Genomic DNA, 17,040 nt, shown 5'->3' with positions numbered 1-17,040 from the left:
TCAGGTGGCGGGGTCGGCGGTCAGGGACGGTCGGGCGAGGGGGACCCGTGGGTGTGCGGCGGGAGGGGCCGCGTCCGGGTGGTGCCACAGGCCGCGCTTGTGCAGCAGCGGCAGGACCCCCTCCCCGAACCAGTAGGACTCCTCCAGGTGCGGGTACCCGGAGAGGACGAATTCGGTGATGCCCAACCGGTGGTACTCCTCGATGCGGTCGGCCACCTCGCTGTGGCTGCCGACCAGGGCGGTGCCGGCGCCGCCGCGCGCCAGGCCGACGCCCGCCCACAGGTTGGGATAGACCTCCAGGTGGTCCCTGCTCCCGCCGTGCAGCGCCCGCATGCGGCGCTGCCCCTCGGATTCGCTGCGGGCCAGTCCGGCCTGGACCCCCGAAACGGTCGTGTCGTCGAGGCGGGAGAGGAGCCGGTCCGCCTCGCCCCACGCCTCGGCCGCCGTGTCACGGGTGATGACGTGCAGCCGGATGCCGTATTCCAGGGCGCGTCCGCGCCTGGCGGCGAGGGCGCGCACCCGGTCGATCTTGTCGGTCACGGGCCCGGGAGGTTCTCCCCAGGTCAGGTAGGTGTCGGCGCGCCGCGCCGCTACCTCCAACGCCGCAGGGGAGGAACCGCCGAAGTACACGGGTGGCCGCGCTACGGGCGGACGGTGCAGCGCCGCCTGCTCGACGGTGAGGTGGTCGCCGGCGAAGTCCACCGTTTCGCCCTCCCAGAGCCGCGTCGCGATCCGCAGGAACTCGTCGGTGCGTGCGTAGCGCGCGTCCTTGTCCAGGAAGTCGCCGTGGCCCCGCTGTTCCGCGCTCTCTCCACCCGTGACCACGTTGAGGAGGAGGCGTCCCTCGCTGAGGCGCTGGTAGGTCGCGGCCATCTGTGCGGCGAGGGTGGGGGAGAGCAGGCCCGGACGCAGGGCCACCAGGAACCTCAGCCGACGGGTCGCGCCGACCAGCATCGCGGTGCTGAGCCAGGCGTCCTCGCACCAGGCCCCGGTCGGGGTCAGGACGCCGGCGAAGCCCAACTGCTCGGCTGCTCGGGCCACCTGGGCCAGGTAGGCCAGCGTGGGTTCGCGCGTCTGCCACGCGGAGGCGACCTCCACCCCGTGGCCCCCGCCGACGATGCCCCGGCTGTCGCCCTGGGTGGGCAGGAACCAGTGGAACGTCAGTGTCATCGGAGGCTTCCGTTCTGCTTCGTGGCGACCCCCGTGGTCCGGAAGGGGCGGTCCGGTGCGCGCTCCCGTCTCGGCGCGCTGTGGACCGGGCGGCTGATGCAGGCCGGCCGCCGTACGGCCGGTCTGGCCGCCGGCGTGCCCTCTTTAGGGTGATTTCTTAAATTGACTTTGTCAACCTGTGTAGTAGGAAATTATGGTGGGGCGGGTGGACTGTCCTGCGGTTCGGGGGTGCCGGGTCGGGTAGGTTTGCCCGATCGTCGGCCGGAGGTGTCCTCTCGGCCGGATCGTTTGGAGCGAAAGGAAACGATGGCAGTGGAGGATGCCCCGCCGTCGGGTGCCCAGGCGGTGGTCCGGGCGCTGCGGGTGCTGCACTGCTTCCGCGACCACGGCCCCGAACTGGGGGCCACCGATATCGCCCGCCTGCTCGACCTGCGCACCAGTACCGCCTACCGGTTGGCGCGCACGCTGGTGGGGGAGGGGTTCCTGGAACGCGACCCGGGTTCCTCGCGGTACCGGCTGGGCGCCTCGGTCGCCGAACTCGGGCAGGTGCTCTATCGCCATCGGGGCCTCTATCGGGCCGAGCCGCTGATCGAGAGTCTGGCGGCGGTCACGGGAACCTCGCCGGGCCTGGCGATCCGCAGCGGCCGCAGCGCCATCGTCGTGGTGGGCGAGGTGGCCGACCCCGAAGCCGGTGTCGGCGTGCATATCCCCTTGCACGCCTCGGCGATGGGCAAGGTCCTCCTGGCCTGGAACCCCGACTTCGAAGCCGCGGAGCTGGGCGAACTGGTCGCGCTGACCCGGCGCACGATCACCGACCCGCATCGGCTGGAGGCGGAACTGGTCCGGGTGCGCGACTGCGGCTATGCCGTCAACGACGAGGAGTTGATGGCGGGCAAGCGCACGGTCGCCGTGCCTCTGGCCGACGAGTTCGGTCAGGTCCAGATGGCCCTGGCGCTGCGCGCCGACGCCACCGCCCTGCCCCGGGAGCGGGTCGCGGAAGTCGCCGAGATCGGCCGCGAGTACGCCCCGGCCTTCCAGCGCGTCCTGCTGCGCCCCACTGTCTGAGGCGCGACCTTCGCGGCTCCGTTGCGCCGGGCGGTCGCCGGGTGTGGGCCGCCCTTCTCCTCGATGACCTGGGGCATCGGTGTCGCCTAATTACCCATAAAACCTACTGACTTGATTGACAATTCCATGATGTGGCAAATACGGTGTGGGCACTTGTCCGATATGGGCCGTATTCGAGTCGTGTGCCTGGTGCGTACGGTGCGGCCCCACGCCTCCGGGAGTCCTCCGTGGCCAAGGAAGTCCTCTGGTACATCGTCCCCCAGGACGGCGCCTACCCCTGGGAGCCCGAGGGGCGCCGCGAGGTCGACCTCGCCTATCTGCAGAACCTGGCCCGCGGAGTGGACCGGCTGGGCTACTCCGGAGCACTGCTGGCGACCGCCTTCCACGACGTGTGGGTACTGGGCACCGCACTCGCCGATGTCACCACCCGGCTGCGGCCACTGGTCGCGGTGCACCCGGGGCTCATCTCCCCGGTCCTGCTGGCCAAGATGGCGCTGACCTTCGACCACCTCTTCGGCGGCCGTCTCACCATCAACGTCATCAACGGCGACACCCGGACCCTGAGCACGTACGGGCTCACCCTCGCCCACGACGAGCGCTATGCCCTCGCCCGCGAGTACTGGTCGGTGTTCACCCGCCTCACCGCCGGCGAGACCGTGGACTTCCACGGCGACCACATCGACGTCACCGGAGCCGGAACCGGGTTCCAACAGCTGCGCCCGGTGCAGAAGCCGCACGTGCCCCTGTGGTTCGGCGGCTCCTCCGAACCCGGCCTGGACCTGGCAGCCGAACTGATCGACGTCTACCTCTCCTGGGGGGAACCGCCCGCCGACCTCAAGGAGAAGATCGACCGCCTGCGCGCCAAAGCCGCGCAACGCGGCCGAACCCTGAGGTTCGGGCTGCGCGTGCACCTCATCGTCAAGGACACCGACGCCGAAGCATGGTCCTACGCCGACCACCTGCTCAAGGTCACCCGGCCCGAGACCTTCGCCCGCCAGCTGGACCTCACCACCAACGCCGACTCCGTCGGCCAGAACCGGCAGCTGGCCGCCCACCGTGGGCGGGTTCCCGACCGCGCCAAGGACATCGAGTCCTCCCCCAACCTCTGGCCGGGGATGGGCCTGCTGCGCCCCGGCCCCGGGACCGCCCTGGTCGGCTCGCACGCCAACGTCATCGAACGCCTCCAGGAATTCGAGTCCTTGGGCGTCGACACCTTCATCCTCTCCGGCAACCCGCTGCTGGAGGAGGCGCACCACGTCGCCGAGACGATCCTGCCGCACCTCGGCATCCCCACCCCCGGCCACCCGGCCTGACCTCCACGGCCCGTCCCAGAAAGCGAACCCCCATGAGCACCCTCCGTCCGCGCGCCGCCGGCGCCGCCGTCCTGCTGGCCGCCTCCCTCGCCTTCACCGCCTGCGGCACCGCCGACGAGGTCGGCCCCGGCGGTGAAGGCGACGGCGGGGTCATCCGCGTCATCGACCCCGGCAACGCCGGCCCCCTCGCCTACGCCAAACGCGAAGGCATCTTCGAGGACCGCCTGGCCGAGGTCGGGGCCACCATCGAATGGGGCGGCTCCTACGCCTCCTTCACCGCAGCCGCCGAAGCGTTGAAATCCGGGGACGTCAACCTTCAACAAGGCGCGATCTCACCGGCCGCGGGTGCATTGGCCAGCACCGACGAACTGCGCATCTTCAGCGTCTCCGACCCCCTCACCGATCCCGCCCCGGTGCGCGACGGACTCGTCGTGCCGGCCGGCAGCGACGTGACGGGCCTGGCCGATCTCGAAGGCCGCCGGGTGGCCGTCAACCAGGCAGGAAAGGGCGAGTACCTCCTGCTGCGGGCATTGGAGGCCGAAGGCGTCGATCCAGAGGAAGTCGACCGCGTCTACCTCAACCCCCAGGAGGGCGCAGCGGCCTTCGGCTCCGGCAAGGTCGACGCATGGTGGGCGATCGTCAACGCCTATCCCGAGGCCGTGGCCAGCGGCGCGGACACCATCGTCACCAGCCGCGACGTCGACGACGCGGACCTCGGCATCTTCGCGGCCCGCACCGACCTGCTGGAGGAGCACCCCGAGGCGGTCAAGGTCTTCTTCGACGTCCTCAACGAACTGATCGAAGAGGGGCAGAGCGAGCCGGAGAAGTTCCAGAACGTCTTCCTCGACCAGGGCCCGACCGCGGTCGACGGCGACCGGTTGGCCGAGGAGATCGAGCTGACCCGCGCCACTACCGTCTACCGCTACCCCACCGAGGACGATCTCGCCAAGGTCGAGACGGTGGGCCGCACCTTCGCCGACCACGGGGTGCTGCCCGACCCCATCACCGCCTCCGACGTCGTCTTCGACCTTCCCGCCGCCCTGAGCTGATCCCGCGCACGACCAGGAGCACTCCCATGACCGTTTCATCCGGGCCGTCGCCTGCGGCACCCCCGTTCGCCGAGGCCGCGCCCACCGGCCCCCGCCCCGCGCCGCCCGGCCTGGAACGCCCCGTCCACCTGGGGAGCCGCCCCCGCAACCCGCTGCTGTCCCTGGCTGTGCGCGTCAGCATCCCTCTCTTGCTGGTGGGGCTGTGGTGGTGGGGGTCGATCGCCGGCTTCGTCGACCCCCGGATCCTGTCCAGCCCTCCGGCCGTCCTGACGGCGCTGCGCGAGTTGATCGCGACCGGTCAGCTCGCCGAGTTCCTGGCGGCCTCGTTCGGCCGCGCGGCCCTGGGCGTGACAGTGGGGGTGGGAGCGGGCCTGCTCCTGGGGATCATGTCCGGACTCACGGCGCTCGGCGAGGAACTCGTGGACCCCTCCATGCAGATCGTGCGCGCCGTTCCCTTCCTGGCCCTCGTACCGCTGTTCATCTCCTGGTTCGGCGTGGACGAGACCTTCAAGGTCGTGCTCATCGCGGTTGCGGCCGTCGCCCCCATGTACGCCTACACCTACGTGGGCGTACGCGGGGTGGACCGCAAGGTCCTGGAGGCCGCCCGCGGGTTCGGCCTGAGAGGGGCCCGGCTGGCGCTGGGCGTCATCATCCCCAGCGCCCTGCCCAGCATCCTGATGGCCCTGCGGATCTGCATGACTATCAGCCTCACCGGTCTCATCGCCGCCGAGCAGATCGGTACCACGGCGGGGATCGGCTACCTGGTGACCCTCGCCCAGCAGTACTTCCGTACCGACTACATGGTGCTGTGCATCGTGCTGTACGCCGTCATCGGCCTCCTCATCGACGCGGCGATCCGCCTGTTGGAACGGGTGCTGATGCCCTGGCGTGCCCACGTGGCGGCCCGATGACCGCCCACCGTCCCGCCACCCGTCAGGAGCAACCCGTGGCTACCCGACCCGGTACCGACCTCGCCGTGCGCGTACGCGGACTGCGCAAGTCCTACGGCGCCGCCACCGTCCTGGACGGCGTCGACCTCGACATCCGGCGCGGTGAGTTCTTCGTCCTGCTCGGCCCCAGCGGCACGGGCAAGACCACCCTCTTGCGCACCCTGGCCGGGCTGGAGGCGCCCGACGGCGGCGAGGTGCTTGTCCCCGCCAGGCGCACCACCGTCTACCAGGAACCGCGCCTGGTCCAGGCCCGCCGGGTGCTGTCCAACGTCACCATCGGCCAGCCCCGGGGAGCCGCTACCCGCGCTGCCGGAGCGCGTGCCCTCGCCGAAGTCGGCCTGGCCGACAAGGTACGTGCCTGGCCGGCCACCCTCTCCGGCGGGGAGGCCCAGCGCGCGGCCCTCGCCCGGGCCCTGGTGCGCGACCCCGAACTGCTGCTGCTGGACGAGCCGTTCGCCGCCCTGGACGCCCTGACCCGGCTGCACATGCAGGATCTGGTCGCCGACCTGTGCGCTCGGCACCGGCCGGCCGTCCTCCTGGTCACCCACGACGTGGACGAGGCCGTCCGGCTCGCCGACCGGGTGGCGGTCCTGCGACGGGGCCGTTTCTCCGTCGACCGCCGGATCGTCCTCGACCACCCCCGCGACCGCAACAACCCGGCTGTACTGGACTACCGCCGCGACTTCCTCGGTGAACTCGGGGTCAGCTCCACCCGTTGACCCCGAGTCCACCGCCGCCCAACGGGAGGAACCCCTGTGACCACCGCCCCTCCGTCGTCCGCCGCCACCGGCGTGGACAAGATCTGGTACACCCGCTGCCCCGTTCCCACCGCCAGCGGCCTGGCCCACAACCTCGGCTGGCTCGCCGTGTCCTTCGCCGAACAGGGGCTGGACGTGGGCATCCTCCAGGACGCGCCCCCCGAGATCGCCCGCCACCACTTCGACCACCGCCTCCTCGGCCTTTTCCGCGAGGGCGGCAACGTACCGGCCCTGGCCGCCCGATCGGAGGGGGCACCCACCCGACTCATCGGTCTGACCTGGATCGACGAGGCGCAGTCGGTGCTCGCTCTCCCCGGCGCGGGGATCGCCTCGCCCGCCGACCTCAAGGGCCGACGCGTCGCGGTCCCCGCCCACGCGGACAGTCCCGCCCGCAGCTTTCCACGCGCCATGGCGCTGCACGGCTTCACCGGCGCACTCGCCCTGGCCGGGCACACCCTGGACGACGTCGAACAGGTCGAGGTCGCCGCGGACCTGGCTCCCACCGTGGGCGCCGATGCCCGTGCCGCCTCCTGGCCGGGCCTCGCCGAACTCGCGGCGGGTGCCGTCGACGCCGTCTACGTCAAGGGCGCCCGGGCCGTGGAGGAGGCAGCCGCCCTCGGCGCGGTCGTCGCCATCGACCTCGACGCAGCCCCCGAACGGCGCTTCCGCGTCAACAACGGCACCCCGCGCCCCATCACCGTGCACGAGCGCATCCTCACCGAACGCCCCGAACTGGTCACCGCCTTCCTGGTGCAGACCCTGCGCGCCGCCGACTGGGCGGCCGACAACCCCGCGCGCGTCCGCCGGATCCTGGCGGCCGAGACCCGATCGGGTGCCCAAGGGGTGGCAGCCGCCTACGCGGAGGGCTTCCACACCGGTCTGCACCCCGACCTCTCCGCCGAACGCCTGGGCCTGCTCGCCGTCCAGCAGGACTTCCTGCACCGCAACGGCTTCCTCGCCGCTCCCGTGGACGTGCACGCCTGGGCCGCCCACGAACCACTGGCCGCCGCACACGCGATCCTCGCCCGCACCACCTCCTGACCCGCGTCCCCACCCCCAACCAGCCGGAGACACCATGAGCACCAAGGTCGGTTACTTCCCGCACAACAACTCGCTGTTCGTCCTACGCCACCGGGGCATCCTGGAGCGCAGGCTGCCCGACGTCGAGTGGGTGGACCTGCGCGACCTCCCGCAGGGACAGCGTCCCGCCCCCACCGAAGGGCTGCCCACCGTGCACGCGGACCGCCTCTTCGACGGCGGTTACGACTTCATCGGCACCGGTTTCACCCCGCCCATCACCGCCCAGGGCCAGGGGCACGACGTGGTCTACGTCGCGATCTCGGGTCCCCGCCACGAGAATGGCAGGTTGCTGGTCAAGGCCGACTCCGACATCAAGGAAATCGCCGATCTGCGGGGTCGCACCGTCGGTATCGCGCACGGCTCCTGGCAGACCACCCTGCTGCTGTTCGCACTGGAGCGCGCAGGGCTGGGCTGGGGCGACATCATCCCCGTGGACACCGGAGTCAACGCAGCCGAGGAGTTCCTGAGCGGTGCCGTCGACGCGTGGGTGGGGGCCTACCCCGGCCTGAGCGCGGTGGAAGCGCAGGTCTCCACCCGTGATCTCGTCGCCACCGACGGCCTGTTCAGCCACCGTTCGCTGTGGTTCACCCGTCGCGACTTCGCCGAGAACCGCTCCGAGGAGCTGGCCGCGATCATCGCCGCCCTGCAGGAGTCCGACGCCTGGATTCGCGACAACCCGCGCGAGGCCGCTGCCCTCTTCGTCGCGGACGCCCGGCAACGCGGAGGGCTCGACACCGACCTGGACGCCTGGGAGCACGCCCTGCGTACCAGGCCCTTCGGCCTTCTTCCCGTGACCGGGGAGTTCGTCGCCGAGCAGCAGCGCGCGGCCGACCTGCTCTTCGCCAGCGGCCTGCTGTCGCGCGAGGCCGACGTCGCCTCGGCCGTGCTGGCGGACGTCAACGCCCTCGTCCCGCCGCTTCCGGACCCCGACGCGCGCTGACCCGCCGGGGACGGGTGCTGACGGCGCCCGTCCCCGACCCCCACTTTCGACCGAGGATCCCCGTATGACCGAACTGCTCCTGAGACTGCCCACCCGTCACGGGCCCCCGACCGGCCTCGGGCCGGTGCCCCGTGACGTGCGTGCCGACCACTACGGTCCGCTGGAACGCCTGTTCCAGACCGGGCGTGCGGCCGAGACGGCCGGCCTGGGCGGCGTGCTCGTCCCGCACGACCCCCTGGGGGAGGAGTCCTGGACGGTGGCCGCGGGGCTCCTGCGCCACAGCCGTCATCTGCGTGTCGTCGCAGAGTTCCACCCCGGCTTCGCCACCCCCGTCTACGCGGCCAAGATGGCGGTCACCCTCCAGCGCTTCTCGGCCCAGCGGCTGGGGTGGCGGCCGGCGTTGGACGGCGACGCGGCCGAACACGCAGCCCAGGGCGACTTTTTGAGCGGTCCCGACCGTTACCGGCGGGCCGACGAGTTCCTCACCGCTGCCAAGGGCGTGTGGACCCGCCGCCCCTTCTCCTTCGAGGGCCGCTTCTACCGGGTGCTGGAGGGCGGTTTCGACGCGCCGCTCACCGGGTGGGCGTTTCCCCGCGTCTACCTCTCGGGCACCGGCGAGGAGGCGCTCGAACTGTCGGCCCGCCACGCCGACGTGCACCTGCTGGGCCCGGCCGACGACATCAAGGCGGTACGCGCCGAGCTCGCCGGCCGCTCCGCGCGGTGGGGACGCGACGTCGAGCTTGGGGTCGAGCTGTCGGTCCTGGCCCGCGACGACACGGCGGAGGCGCGCGCCGATGCCGGGAGCGATGCGGGGCCGCACTGGGAGGGCTTCGCGGGCCTGGGGCACACCCTGCCCAGCGGACTGGTCGGTTCGTACGACGACGTCGCGGCCCTTTTTGACGACTACGCGCGCCGGGGAGTGCGCACCTTCTCGGTCGAGGCGCTCCCCGCGCTCCCCGAGGCCTACCGGTTGGGCGAGCGGCTGCTGCCCGCCCTGGCAGAGCAGGAGCAGGCCCGTGTCCGTTGACTTCTACTGGCGCATCGGTATGCACGGCGACCAGCGGTCGCTGCGCGAGCGCGCCGAGAGCCGCGGCGACTGGGCTCCGCACGTCGCCGGGAGCATCACTCCGGCACTGCGGGGCGGCGCGCCCGACGGCTACGCCTACATCGAGCACATGGCCGATGTCGCGCGTGCAGCGGAATCGGCCGGGTTCTACGGCGGGCTCATGCCCTCCTTCCCCTTCACCGACGATCCCTGGGCCGCGGCCGCGATGCTCGCCCGCGAGACCCGCACCTTCCGGTTCATGGTCGCCTTCCAGCCGGGCTTCCTCAACCCCGTGCACGCCGCCCGGATGGCGGCCACCCTCCAACGCGCCTCGCACGGCCGTGTCGTCTACAACGTGATCACCGGCGGGGGCGGTCCCGCGCAGCTGTGGTGGGGCGACGAGGTCGCCCACGACGACCGCTATGCGCGCACCCAGGAGTTCCTCCGGGTGCACCGGGGAGTGTGGCAGGAGCGGCCCTTCGACTTCGACGGGCGCTTCTACCGGGTCGAGGGCGGTGCGCTGCCCGACGCGCTGGCCGCCCAGGAGTTCCCGGAGGTCTACTTCTCGGGCTCCTCGCCCGCGGCGATCGACGCGGCCGGTCGGCACGCCGACTACTACCTGTCCTGGTTGGAGCCCTTCGGGGCGCTGGCCGAGAAGTTCGCGGCCGTGCGCGCACACAGCGCCGCCACCGGACGCACCCACCGTTTCGCCGTCCGGGCGGAGGTGGTCGCGCGGGCGACCGAGGAAGCGGCCTGGGCGGAGGTCCGGCGCGGTTTCGAGGCCGCCGACACCGCGGCGCTGCGGGCGGGTCGATCGGGGGACTCGGTAGGGGCGGCCCGTAGCCGCGCCTTCCTCGGCGGGCCCGTCAACGGTTACCGCGACCTGGAGGTCGCGCCCAACGTGTGGGGTGGTTTCGGACTGCTGCGCGGGGGCCCGGCCTTCGGGCTGGTCGGCAGTTACCAGCAGGTCGCCGAACGCCTCGACGAACTGATCGCCCTTGGCGTCGACTCCTTCATCCTGGCCGGTGTCCCGCACCTGGAGGAGGCGCACAGGGTGGGGGAGGAGGTCCTGCCGCTCCTCCGCGGCTGAGTATCGGGTCGGGACGACCGGTGAAGCCGCCGGCCCTCGGGGCCGGCGTTCGGGTGGATCCGGTCCGGGCCGAGGCCGGCGGAGGGCCGAGCGCGCGGTCGGCGGGCCGGTTCGGCGAGGCCGCCGGGGGCCGCCGGGCGTACGGAGGGCAGAGGCGCACCCTGGCGCCGGGGATGGTGCCCACCCGGTCGGTGCCGCTTTTTCTTATCTTTTCCTACTTGTATAGTGTACTTTGATCCGTGGCTCCGGAACACCCGCGCGAAAGGTGGGCCCGCATGCGCTTCCACTGGTTCCTGCCCACGACGGGAGACGGCCACGCGGTCCGCAACTCCACCATCCGTCTGGGGACGGGCGGCGTCACCTCGCCCACGCGCCCCGCCACGCTCGGCTACCTCGCCCAGGTGGCCCGCGCAGCCGAGGCCACCGGGTTCACCGGAGTCCTCACCCCGACGGGCTCGGGCTGCCCTGACCCCTGGATCACCTGCGCCGCGCTGACCCAGCACACCGACCGCCTCAAGTTCTTGGTGGCGTTTCGCCCCGGCTTCGTCCTGCCGACCCTGGCCGCCCAGCAGGCGCGCGCCTTCCAGGAGATCTCGGGCGACCGGCTGCTGCTCAACGTGGTCACCGGGGGAGACCCGGTCGAGCAGCGCGCCTACGGCGACTTCCTCGGCCACGACGACCGCTACGCCCGCACCGACGAGTTCCTCGACGTCCTGCGCCGCTCCTTCTCCGGTGAGCGCTTCGACTTCACCGGTAGGCACTACCGGGTGCAGGACGCGGGGCCCACCGATCCGTTGGACCCCGCACCCGAGATCTATTTCGGCGGGGCCTCGGCCCCCGCGGAACGGGTGGCCAGCGCCCGCGCCGACACCTACCTCATGTGGGGCGAGCCGCCCGCGATGATCGCGGAGAGGATCGAACGGGTCCGCTCCCTGGCCGCCGGGCAGGGGCGCAGCGTGCGCTTGGGTATCAGGCTGCACGTCATCGCCCGGGACACCTCGGCCGAGGCATGGCGCGAGGCCGACCGGCTGCTGTCAGGGATGGACCCCGCCCGGATCGAGGCCATGCAGCACTACTACGCGCGGATGGAATCCGTCGGACAGGCGCGGATGGCCGCGCTCCACGGCGGTTCCCCCCGCGCCCTGGAGGTCGCGCCGAACCTGTGGGCCGGTGTGGGTCTGGTCCGCGAGGGGGCCGGGACCGCACTGGTCGGCGACTACGACGAGGTGGCCCGCCGCCTCCAGGAGTACCGGTGACTCGGTATAGAGGAGTTCGTCCTCTCGGGGTGGCCGCACCTGGAAGAGGCGTACCGGGTCGGCGAGTACGTCCTGCCGCGCCTGACGGCCGCCCTTCCGGCGGCCACGGCATGAGCACCACCACGCGGACCCCTCCCCGCGACACCGAGGCCGACGACCGGCCGACGCGGTTTCGCATACCCGAGGCCGCGGGGTCGATCGGTCTGCGCGCCCTGTCCGTCGGCGGCTTCCTGCTGCTCTGGTGGGCGGTGGCGCGCGCGGGGATCTGGCCGCCCGTCAGCCTGCCCTCTCCCGGTGCCGTCTGGGCGCAACTGGTGACCACGGCCACCGTCGGCTACAGCGGTTCCACGGTGCAGGGGCATCTGCTCACCAGTCTGGGGCGCATCCTTCTCGGCAGTGGGTACGGCACGGTGGGCGGTATCGTGCTGGGCCTGCTCGTCGGGCTCGTCCCGGCCGCTCGCGCCGTCCTGGGGCCCTTCATCACCTTCGTGCGCACCCTGCCGCCCTTGGCCTACCTGAGCCTGCTCGTCATCTGGTTCGGCATCGGCGAGGAACCCAAGATCTGGTTGCTCGTCATCGCGTCCCTGCCACCGGTGGCGGTCGCCACCGCCGATGCCGTGCGCGGCGTCGCCCCCGACTACCTCAACGCCGCCCGCTCGCTGGGGGCCCGGTCCTGGCAGCTCCCGGTCCGGGTCGTCCTTCCCTATGCCCTCCCCGAGATCATGACCGGGGTGCGCATCGCCGTGGGCGTGGCCTACACCTCCGTCGTCGCAGCCGAGACGATCAACGGCATCCCCGGCATCGGCGGGATGATCCGCGAGGCCCAGCGCTACAACCAGACCGACGTGGTCATCCTCGGCCTCATCGTCATCGGGCTCTCCGGACTCCTCATCGACTGGCTCCTCCAGTCAGCCGACCGTGTCCTCGCCCCCTGGCGGGGGCGTACCTGACCCAGTGGCCGTGCGCTCCGCGCGCCCGCGCCCGCCCTTTCGTTTCCGCCCGTCCGTGCTCCCCGCCCATCAGGAGTCGCCCGTGTCCCCCCGCCCCACGTCCAGGACAGCACTCGCAGCCGCGCTCGCCGCGACCCTTCTCCTGGGGTCGGCATGCGGTGCCGATCCGGCCGCCGACCCGGCCGACGGCATCCCCGGAGAGCTTCGCATCGGCTACCAGTCCATCCCCAACGGCGACCTGATCGTCAAGAACCAGGGCTGGCTGGAGGAGGCGCTGCCCGACACCACGGTCACCTGGAACAAGTTCGACTCCGGTGGAGACGTCAACACCGCTTTCCTCGCGGGTGAACTCGACATCGCCCTGGCCGGCAGCGCTCCGGTGACCCGCGGGCTGTCGCAGCCGCTGGACATCGGCTACCAGGTGCCGTGGATCCACGACGTCATCGACGACAACGAGGCGCTCGTCGCGGTCGACGGCATCGACGCCGTCGCCGACCTGGAGGGCCGCACTGTCGCTGTGCCCTTCGCCTCCACCACCCATTACCACCTCATCGCAGCTCTCGACGAGGCCGGACTGGAGGTGGGGGACGTGGAACTCCTCGACCTGGAGCCGCCCGACATCCAGGCCGCCTGGCAGCGGGGCGACGTCGATGCCGCGTTCGTGTGGTACCCGGTCCTCGGGCAGCTCTACGACGAGGGCGGCCACGCGCTGGTGACCAGTGGTGAACTGGCCCGACGGGGGAAGGTCACCGCCGACCTCGCGGTCGTTGCCACCGGGTTCGCCGAGGACTACCCTGACGCGCTGGCCGAATGGGTCGCCCAACAGGACCGTGCGGTGACCCTCCTGCGAGATGACAAGCAGACCGCCGTGGCGGCCATCGCAGCCGAACTCAACCTTGAGCCCGCCCAGGCCGAGGAGCAGGTGGACCAGCTCGTCTTTCTCACCGCGGCCGAGCAGGCCTCCGCCGACTACCTCGGGACCAGCGGCGAACCAGGTCGCCTCGCCGAGTACCTCGGCCTGACCGCGGAGTTCCTGGCCGAGCAGGGCGAGATCGAAACGGCGCCGGACCGGTCCCTTTTCGAGGCGGCGCTTCTTCCCACGGGGGCCGAGAGTGTCGCGGGAGGCTGAGACGGCGCCGACCGCCCTGGAGCTTCGTGCGGTGGGCCACGAGTACCGCGGTCGTGGCGGGTGGGTCCCTGCGTTGGAGGGCATCGACGTGCGGCTTCCCCAAGGGGAGCACCTGGTGGTGGTCGGCCCCTCCGGTTCGGGCAAGAGCACCCTGCTCCGCATCGTCGCGGGGTTCCACCCGCCCGCGCGCGGCGCGGTCGCCGTCAACGGGCGGCCGGTTACCGGACCGGGGCCCGATCGCGGTGTCGTCTTCCAGCAGCCCACCCTGTTTCCGTGGCTCAGCGTCCGCGCCAACGTCGAGTTCGGGCTGCGCATGACCGGGGTGGGGCGCAAGGAGCGCCGGGAACGGGCCATGCGCCAGCTCGAACTGGTGGGGTTGGCCGATACGGCCCGTATGCGTACCTACGAGCTGTCCGGAGGCATGCGCCAGCGGGTCGCGATCGCCCGCGCCCTGGCCCCCGACCCCGCGATCGTGCTCATGGACGAGCCCTTCGGTGCGCTGGACGCGCTCACCCGCGAACGCATGCAGGAGGAGCTGCGCGCCCTGTGGCGGCTGAGCGGGAAGACGTTGATGTTCATCACACACGATGTGGACGAGGCCGTCCACCTGGGCACCCGGATCATCGTCCTGAGCGCCCGGCCGGGGCGGATCGTGTTCGACGAGTCCTCCGACCTGCCTCGTCTTGAGCGGCCTCGCGCCGACCAGGGATTCGTCTCCCTGCGCGAGCGCGTCGCTGCGGCCGTGCGTGAGGCGGCCGGGGCGTCCCGCTGAGGACCGCGCCGCCGGCGGGCCCGGGGACGGCGGTCCGTGGGGGCAGGCCCCTGACCTGTAAATATACTTTTCCTACTTGACAAATAGGTTTTTGGTGCCCAAGAATCCCTCCATGCCGCACGTTCCGTTCGGCGCGGCCGCCGAATCCGCGCACCCGCACGCAGTCAGAGAGTGAGCAAACCGATGGGCCCCCAGCCGCCGGCGCCCCCGGCAACCGAGGACCTGGTGATCCGCGCGACCCGGATCGACGACCCCCAGGCCGCACCCCTGCTGGCCGAACTGTCCGAGGAGTACACCGCCCGTTACGCTGACATCAGCGACGAGATGACCCGGTTCCCCGCGTCGGACTTCGCCCCGCCCCACGGCGTGCTGCTGTTGTTGTTGCGCGACGGGGTCCCCGTGGCCGGCGGCGCCTACCGCCGCTACGACCACCGCACCGCAGAGATCAAACGGATGTGGACCGCCGCCGACAGCCGCCGCCGGGGCTACGCCAGCAGGGTGCTCGCGGCGCTGGAGGCCGAGGCGGCCCGTGGAGGATACGCGCGCCTGTACCTCATCACCGGTCCGCGCCAACCCGAGGCACGCGCCCTCTACCTCGCGGCCGGCTACACGCCGCTGTTCGATCTCGCGGCCGATCCCGAGACGATCGGCCCGCTTCCCTTCGACAAGGCCCTTCCCCCGGCCGGACGGGGGGAGGGACGGCAGTGAGCGCGCTCTCCACCCCCGCCACCGAGCAGGCCGACCCCGCCCGCGACACCGACGACCTCGCGGGTCGCCCCGTACGCCCGGCGCGCTACCCGCTGCGCTGGGCCGCCAGTGCCGTCGTCGCAGTGCTCGCGGCGATGTTCGTCAACATGCTGCTCACCAACCCGGCGTGGAAGTGGCACGTCGTCGTCGAGTACCTGTTCGCCGAATCCGTCCTCAACGCACTGTGGCTCACGATCCAGCTCACCCTGTACGGCACGGTGATCGGCTTCGCGCTGGGCGTGATCCTGGCCCTGATGCGGCTGTCCAGCAGCCCGCTGCTGGTCGCGGTCGCCTGGGTCTACATCTGGGCGTTCCGCTCGATCCCCCTCATCGTACAGCTGCTCTTCTGGTACAACCTGGCGATCCTTTACAACCAGATCTCCTTCGGAATCCCCTTCGGCCCGTCCTTCTACTCCGTGGGCACGATGGACCTCATCAGTCCGATGGCGGCCGCCGTGCTCGGCCTGGCCCTGCACCAGGCCGCCTACTCGGCGGAGATCGTGCGCTCGGGCGTGCTCTCCGTCGACCAGGGGCAGCGCGAAGCGGCAGCGGCACTGGGCATCCCATGGGTCCGCCAGGTACGCCGCATCATCTTGCCCCAGGCCATGCGCACCATCATGCCCACCGCCGGCAACGAGGTGATCAGCCTCTTCAAAGGCACCTCGGTGGTCTACATCATGGCCCTGGGCGAGCTGTTCTACCGCATCCAGGTCATCTACAACCGCACCGGCGACGTCGTGCCCATGCTCATGGTCGCCACCCTCTGGTACATCGTGCTGACCACGCTGCTGTCGATCGTGCAGTTCTACGTCGAACGCCACTACGCCAAGGGCGCACTGCGCACCCTGCCGCCCACCCCGGTGCAACGGCTGCGGCGTGCCGCGTCGACCCTGCGCGCCCGTATCGCGCCCACCCGAGGGAGTACCCCGTGACCGCCCGCCCCATGGTCGAGATCCGCGGAGTCCACAAGGGCTTCGGCACCCTGGAGGTTTTGCACGGCATCGACCTGACCGTCGCCGAGGGCGAGGTCACCGCTGTCCTCGGCCCCTCCGGATCGGGCAAGAGCACCCTGCTGCGCTGCGTCAACCACCTGGAGCGCGCGGACCGCGGCTACGTCAGCGTCGACGGCGAACTGATCGGATACCGGCGCGGTCGCGGTGTACTGCACGAGCTCAAGGAGAAGCACATCCTGCGCCAGCGCGGCGCGATCGGCTTCGTGTTCCAGAGCTTCAACCTCTTCCCGCACCTCACCGTCCTGGAGAACATCACCGAGGCGCCCCGCTTCGCGCTGCGCCGCCCGGCCGCCGAGGCCGAGGCCGATGCCCGGGCGCTGTTGGCGCGGGTGGGCCTCGCCGACCGCGCCGACGCCTACCCCCGGCAGTTGTCGGGCGGCCAGCAGCAGCGCGTGGCCATCGCGCGGGCCCTGGCCCTGCGCCCCAAGGTCCTGCTGTTCGACGAGCCCACCAGCGCGCTGGACCCCGAACTGGTCGGGGAGGTCCTCGACGTCATCCGGGACCTCGCCGCCGGCGGCACCACGATGATCATCGTCACCCACGAGATCGGCTTCGCCCGCGAGGTCGCCGACACCGTCGTGTTCATGAGCGACGGGCGGATCGTGGAGACCGGGCCCCCGTCCCAGGTCTTCGACGCCCCCAGCCACGAGCGCACCCGTGCCTTCCTCGCCAAGGTCCTCTGACCGGGCCAGGCCCCGATCCCCAACCCATCC

Annotated in this window: 17 protein-coding genes; 16 read left to right on the top strand and 1 reads right to left on the bottom strand. The window is 71.6% G+C overall.

What is annotated here, in order from left to right; translation table 11 throughout:
* Complete coding sequence (locus QSJ59_RS00275) at positions 1–1,170, bottom strand: LLM class flavin-dependent oxidoreductase (RefSeq protein ID WP_285756598.1); 1,170 nt, start codon at positions 1,168–1,170, stop codon at positions 1–3.
* A gap of 306 nt (positions 1,171–1,476) precedes the next feature.
* On the opposite strand from QSJ59_RS00275, the gene QSJ59_RS00270 reads away from it, so the two are divergent.
* The 16 genes from QSJ59_RS00270 to QSJ59_RS00195 all read left to right on the top strand — a co-directional run bounded on the left by QSJ59_RS00270 (position 1,477) and on the right by QSJ59_RS00195 (position 17,010).
* Positions 1,477–2,235, top strand: a complete 759-nt coding sequence (locus QSJ59_RS00270; protein WP_285756597.1) for an IclR family transcriptional regulator — start codon at positions 1,477–1,479, stop codon at positions 2,233–2,235.
* 227 nt (positions 2,236–2,462) lie between these two features.
* On the top strand, positions 2,463–3,548 hold the full coding sequence (locus tag QSJ59_RS00265; protein ID WP_285756596.1) for an LLM class flavin-dependent oxidoreductase: 1,086 nt from the start codon (positions 2,463–2,465) through the stop codon (positions 3,546–3,548).
* A 32-nt stretch (positions 3,549–3,580) separates the two neighbouring features.
* Positions 3,581–4,597 (top strand): NrtA/SsuA/CpmA family ABC transporter substrate-binding protein, encoded by a 1,017-nt coding sequence (locus QSJ59_RS00260; protein ID WP_285756595.1) that lies wholly within the window; start codon positions 3,581–3,583, stop codon positions 4,595–4,597.
* A 26-nt stretch (positions 4,598–4,623) separates the two neighbouring features.
* Entirely contained in the window at positions 4,624–5,508 is an 885-nt protein-coding gene (locus QSJ59_RS00255; RefSeq protein WP_285756594.1) for an ABC transporter permease, read from the top strand.
* A gap of 35 nt (positions 5,509–5,543) precedes the next feature.
* Positions 5,544–6,266, top strand: a complete 723-nt coding sequence (locus QSJ59_RS00250; RefSeq protein WP_285756593.1) for an ABC transporter ATP-binding protein — start codon at positions 5,544–5,546, stop codon at positions 6,264–6,266.
* A gap of 36 nt (positions 6,267–6,302) precedes the next feature.
* Positions 6,303–7,346, top strand: coding sequence for an ABC transporter substrate-binding protein (locus tag QSJ59_RS00245; RefSeq protein ID WP_285756592.1), 1,044 nt, complete (start codon positions 6,303–6,305; stop codon positions 7,344–7,346).
* 34 nt (positions 7,347–7,380) lie between these two features.
* The gene (locus tag QSJ59_RS00240) at positions 7,381–8,325 is read left to right on the top strand and encodes an ABC transporter substrate-binding protein (RefSeq protein WP_285756591.1); all 945 of its coding nucleotides are present in this window, start codon (positions 7,381–7,383) and stop codon (positions 8,323–8,325) included.
* A gap of 64 nt (positions 8,326–8,389) precedes the next feature.
* Positions 8,390–9,352, top strand: a complete 963-nt coding sequence (locus QSJ59_RS00235) for an LLM class flavin-dependent oxidoreductase (RefSeq protein WP_285756590.1) — start codon at positions 8,390–8,392, stop codon at positions 9,350–9,352.
* Positions 9,342–10,460: an LLM class flavin-dependent oxidoreductase gene (locus tag QSJ59_RS00230; RefSeq protein ID WP_285756589.1), complete on the top strand. Its 1,119-nt coding sequence runs from the start codon at positions 9,342–9,344 to the stop codon at positions 10,458–10,460. Before QSJ59_RS00235 ends, QSJ59_RS00230 begins: the two co-directional genes overlap by 11 nt.
* A gap of 275 nt (positions 10,461–10,735) precedes the next feature.
* Complete coding sequence (locus QSJ59_RS00225) at positions 10,736–11,716, top strand: LLM class flavin-dependent oxidoreductase (RefSeq protein ID WP_432707390.1); 981 nt, start codon at positions 10,736–10,738, stop codon at positions 11,714–11,716.
* A gap of 110 nt (positions 11,717–11,826) precedes the next feature.
* Entirely contained in the window at positions 11,827–12,666 is an 840-nt protein-coding gene (locus QSJ59_RS00220; protein WP_285756588.1) for an ABC transporter permease, read from the top strand.
* 82 nt (positions 12,667–12,748) lie between these two features.
* A complete protein-coding gene (locus tag QSJ59_RS00215) occupies positions 12,749–13,795 on the top strand; it encodes a taurine ABC transporter substrate-binding protein (RefSeq protein ID WP_285756587.1) in 1,047 nt (348 codons plus the stop codon).
* Complete coding sequence (locus QSJ59_RS00210) at positions 13,779–14,567, top strand: ABC transporter ATP-binding protein (RefSeq protein WP_285756586.1); 789 nt, start codon at positions 13,779–13,781, stop codon at positions 14,565–14,567. The genes QSJ59_RS00215 and QSJ59_RS00210 overlap by 17 nt, the downstream gene beginning before the upstream one ends.
* Before the next feature lie 171 nt (positions 14,568–14,738).
* Positions 14,739–15,275: a GNAT family N-acetyltransferase gene (locus QSJ59_RS00205; protein WP_285756585.1), complete on the top strand. Its 537-nt coding sequence runs from the start codon at positions 14,739–14,741 to the stop codon at positions 15,273–15,275.
* Entirely contained in the window at positions 15,272–16,246 is a 975-nt protein-coding gene (locus tag QSJ59_RS00200) for an amino acid ABC transporter permease (protein WP_285756584.1), read from the top strand. The genes QSJ59_RS00205 and QSJ59_RS00200 overlap by 4 nt, the downstream gene beginning before the upstream one ends.
* A gap of 11 nt (positions 16,247–16,257) precedes the next feature.
* On the top strand, positions 16,258–17,010 hold the full coding sequence (locus tag QSJ59_RS00195) for an amino acid ABC transporter ATP-binding protein (RefSeq protein WP_285757816.1): 753 nt from the start codon (positions 16,258–16,260) through the stop codon (positions 17,008–17,010).
* The last annotated feature ends 30 nt before the right edge of the window (positions 17,011–17,040 follow it).

Source organism: Nocardiopsis ansamitocini, from assembly GCF_030268225.1.
Lineage (GTDB): Bacteria > Actinomycetota > Actinomycetes > Streptosporangiales > Streptosporangiaceae > Nocardiopsis_D > Nocardiopsis_D ansamitocini.
The sequence above is the reverse complement of the archived record's forward strand: the minus strand, read 5'-3'. Positions and strand labels throughout refer to the sequence as shown.

Coding starts and splice junctions, on each gene's coding strand:
- QSJ59_RS00255 (WP_285756594.1), top strand. CDS start 4,624: ATGACCGTTTCATCCGGGCCGTCGCCTGCGGCACCCCCGTTCGCCGAG.
- QSJ59_RS00235 (WP_285756590.1), top strand. CDS start 8,390: ATGACCGAACTGCTCCTGAGACTGCCCACCCGTCACGGGCCCCCGACC.
- QSJ59_RS00275 (WP_285756598.1), bottom strand. CDS start 1,170: ATGACACTGACGTTCCACTGGTTCCTGCCCACCCAGGGCGACAGCCGG.
- QSJ59_RS00220 (WP_285756588.1), top strand. CDS start 11,827: ATGAGCACCACCACGCGGACCCCTCCCCGCGACACCGAGGCCGACGAC.
- QSJ59_RS00225 (WP_432707390.1), top strand. CDS start 10,736: ATGCGCTTCCACTGGTTCCTGCCCACGACGGGAGACGGCCACGCGGTC.
- QSJ59_RS00270 (WP_285756597.1), top strand. CDS start 1,477: ATGGCAGTGGAGGATGCCCCGCCGTCGGGTGCCCAGGCGGTGGTCCGG.
- QSJ59_RS00195 (WP_285757816.1), top strand. CDS start 16,258: ATGGTCGAGATCCGCGGAGTCCACAAGGGCTTCGGCACCCTGGAGGTT.
- QSJ59_RS00240 (WP_285756591.1), top strand. CDS start 7,381: ATGAGCACCAAGGTCGGTTACTTCCCGCACAACAACTCGCTGTTCGTC.
- QSJ59_RS00260 (WP_285756595.1), top strand. CDS start 3,581: ATGAGCACCCTCCGTCCGCGCGCCGCCGGCGCCGCCGTCCTGCTGGCC.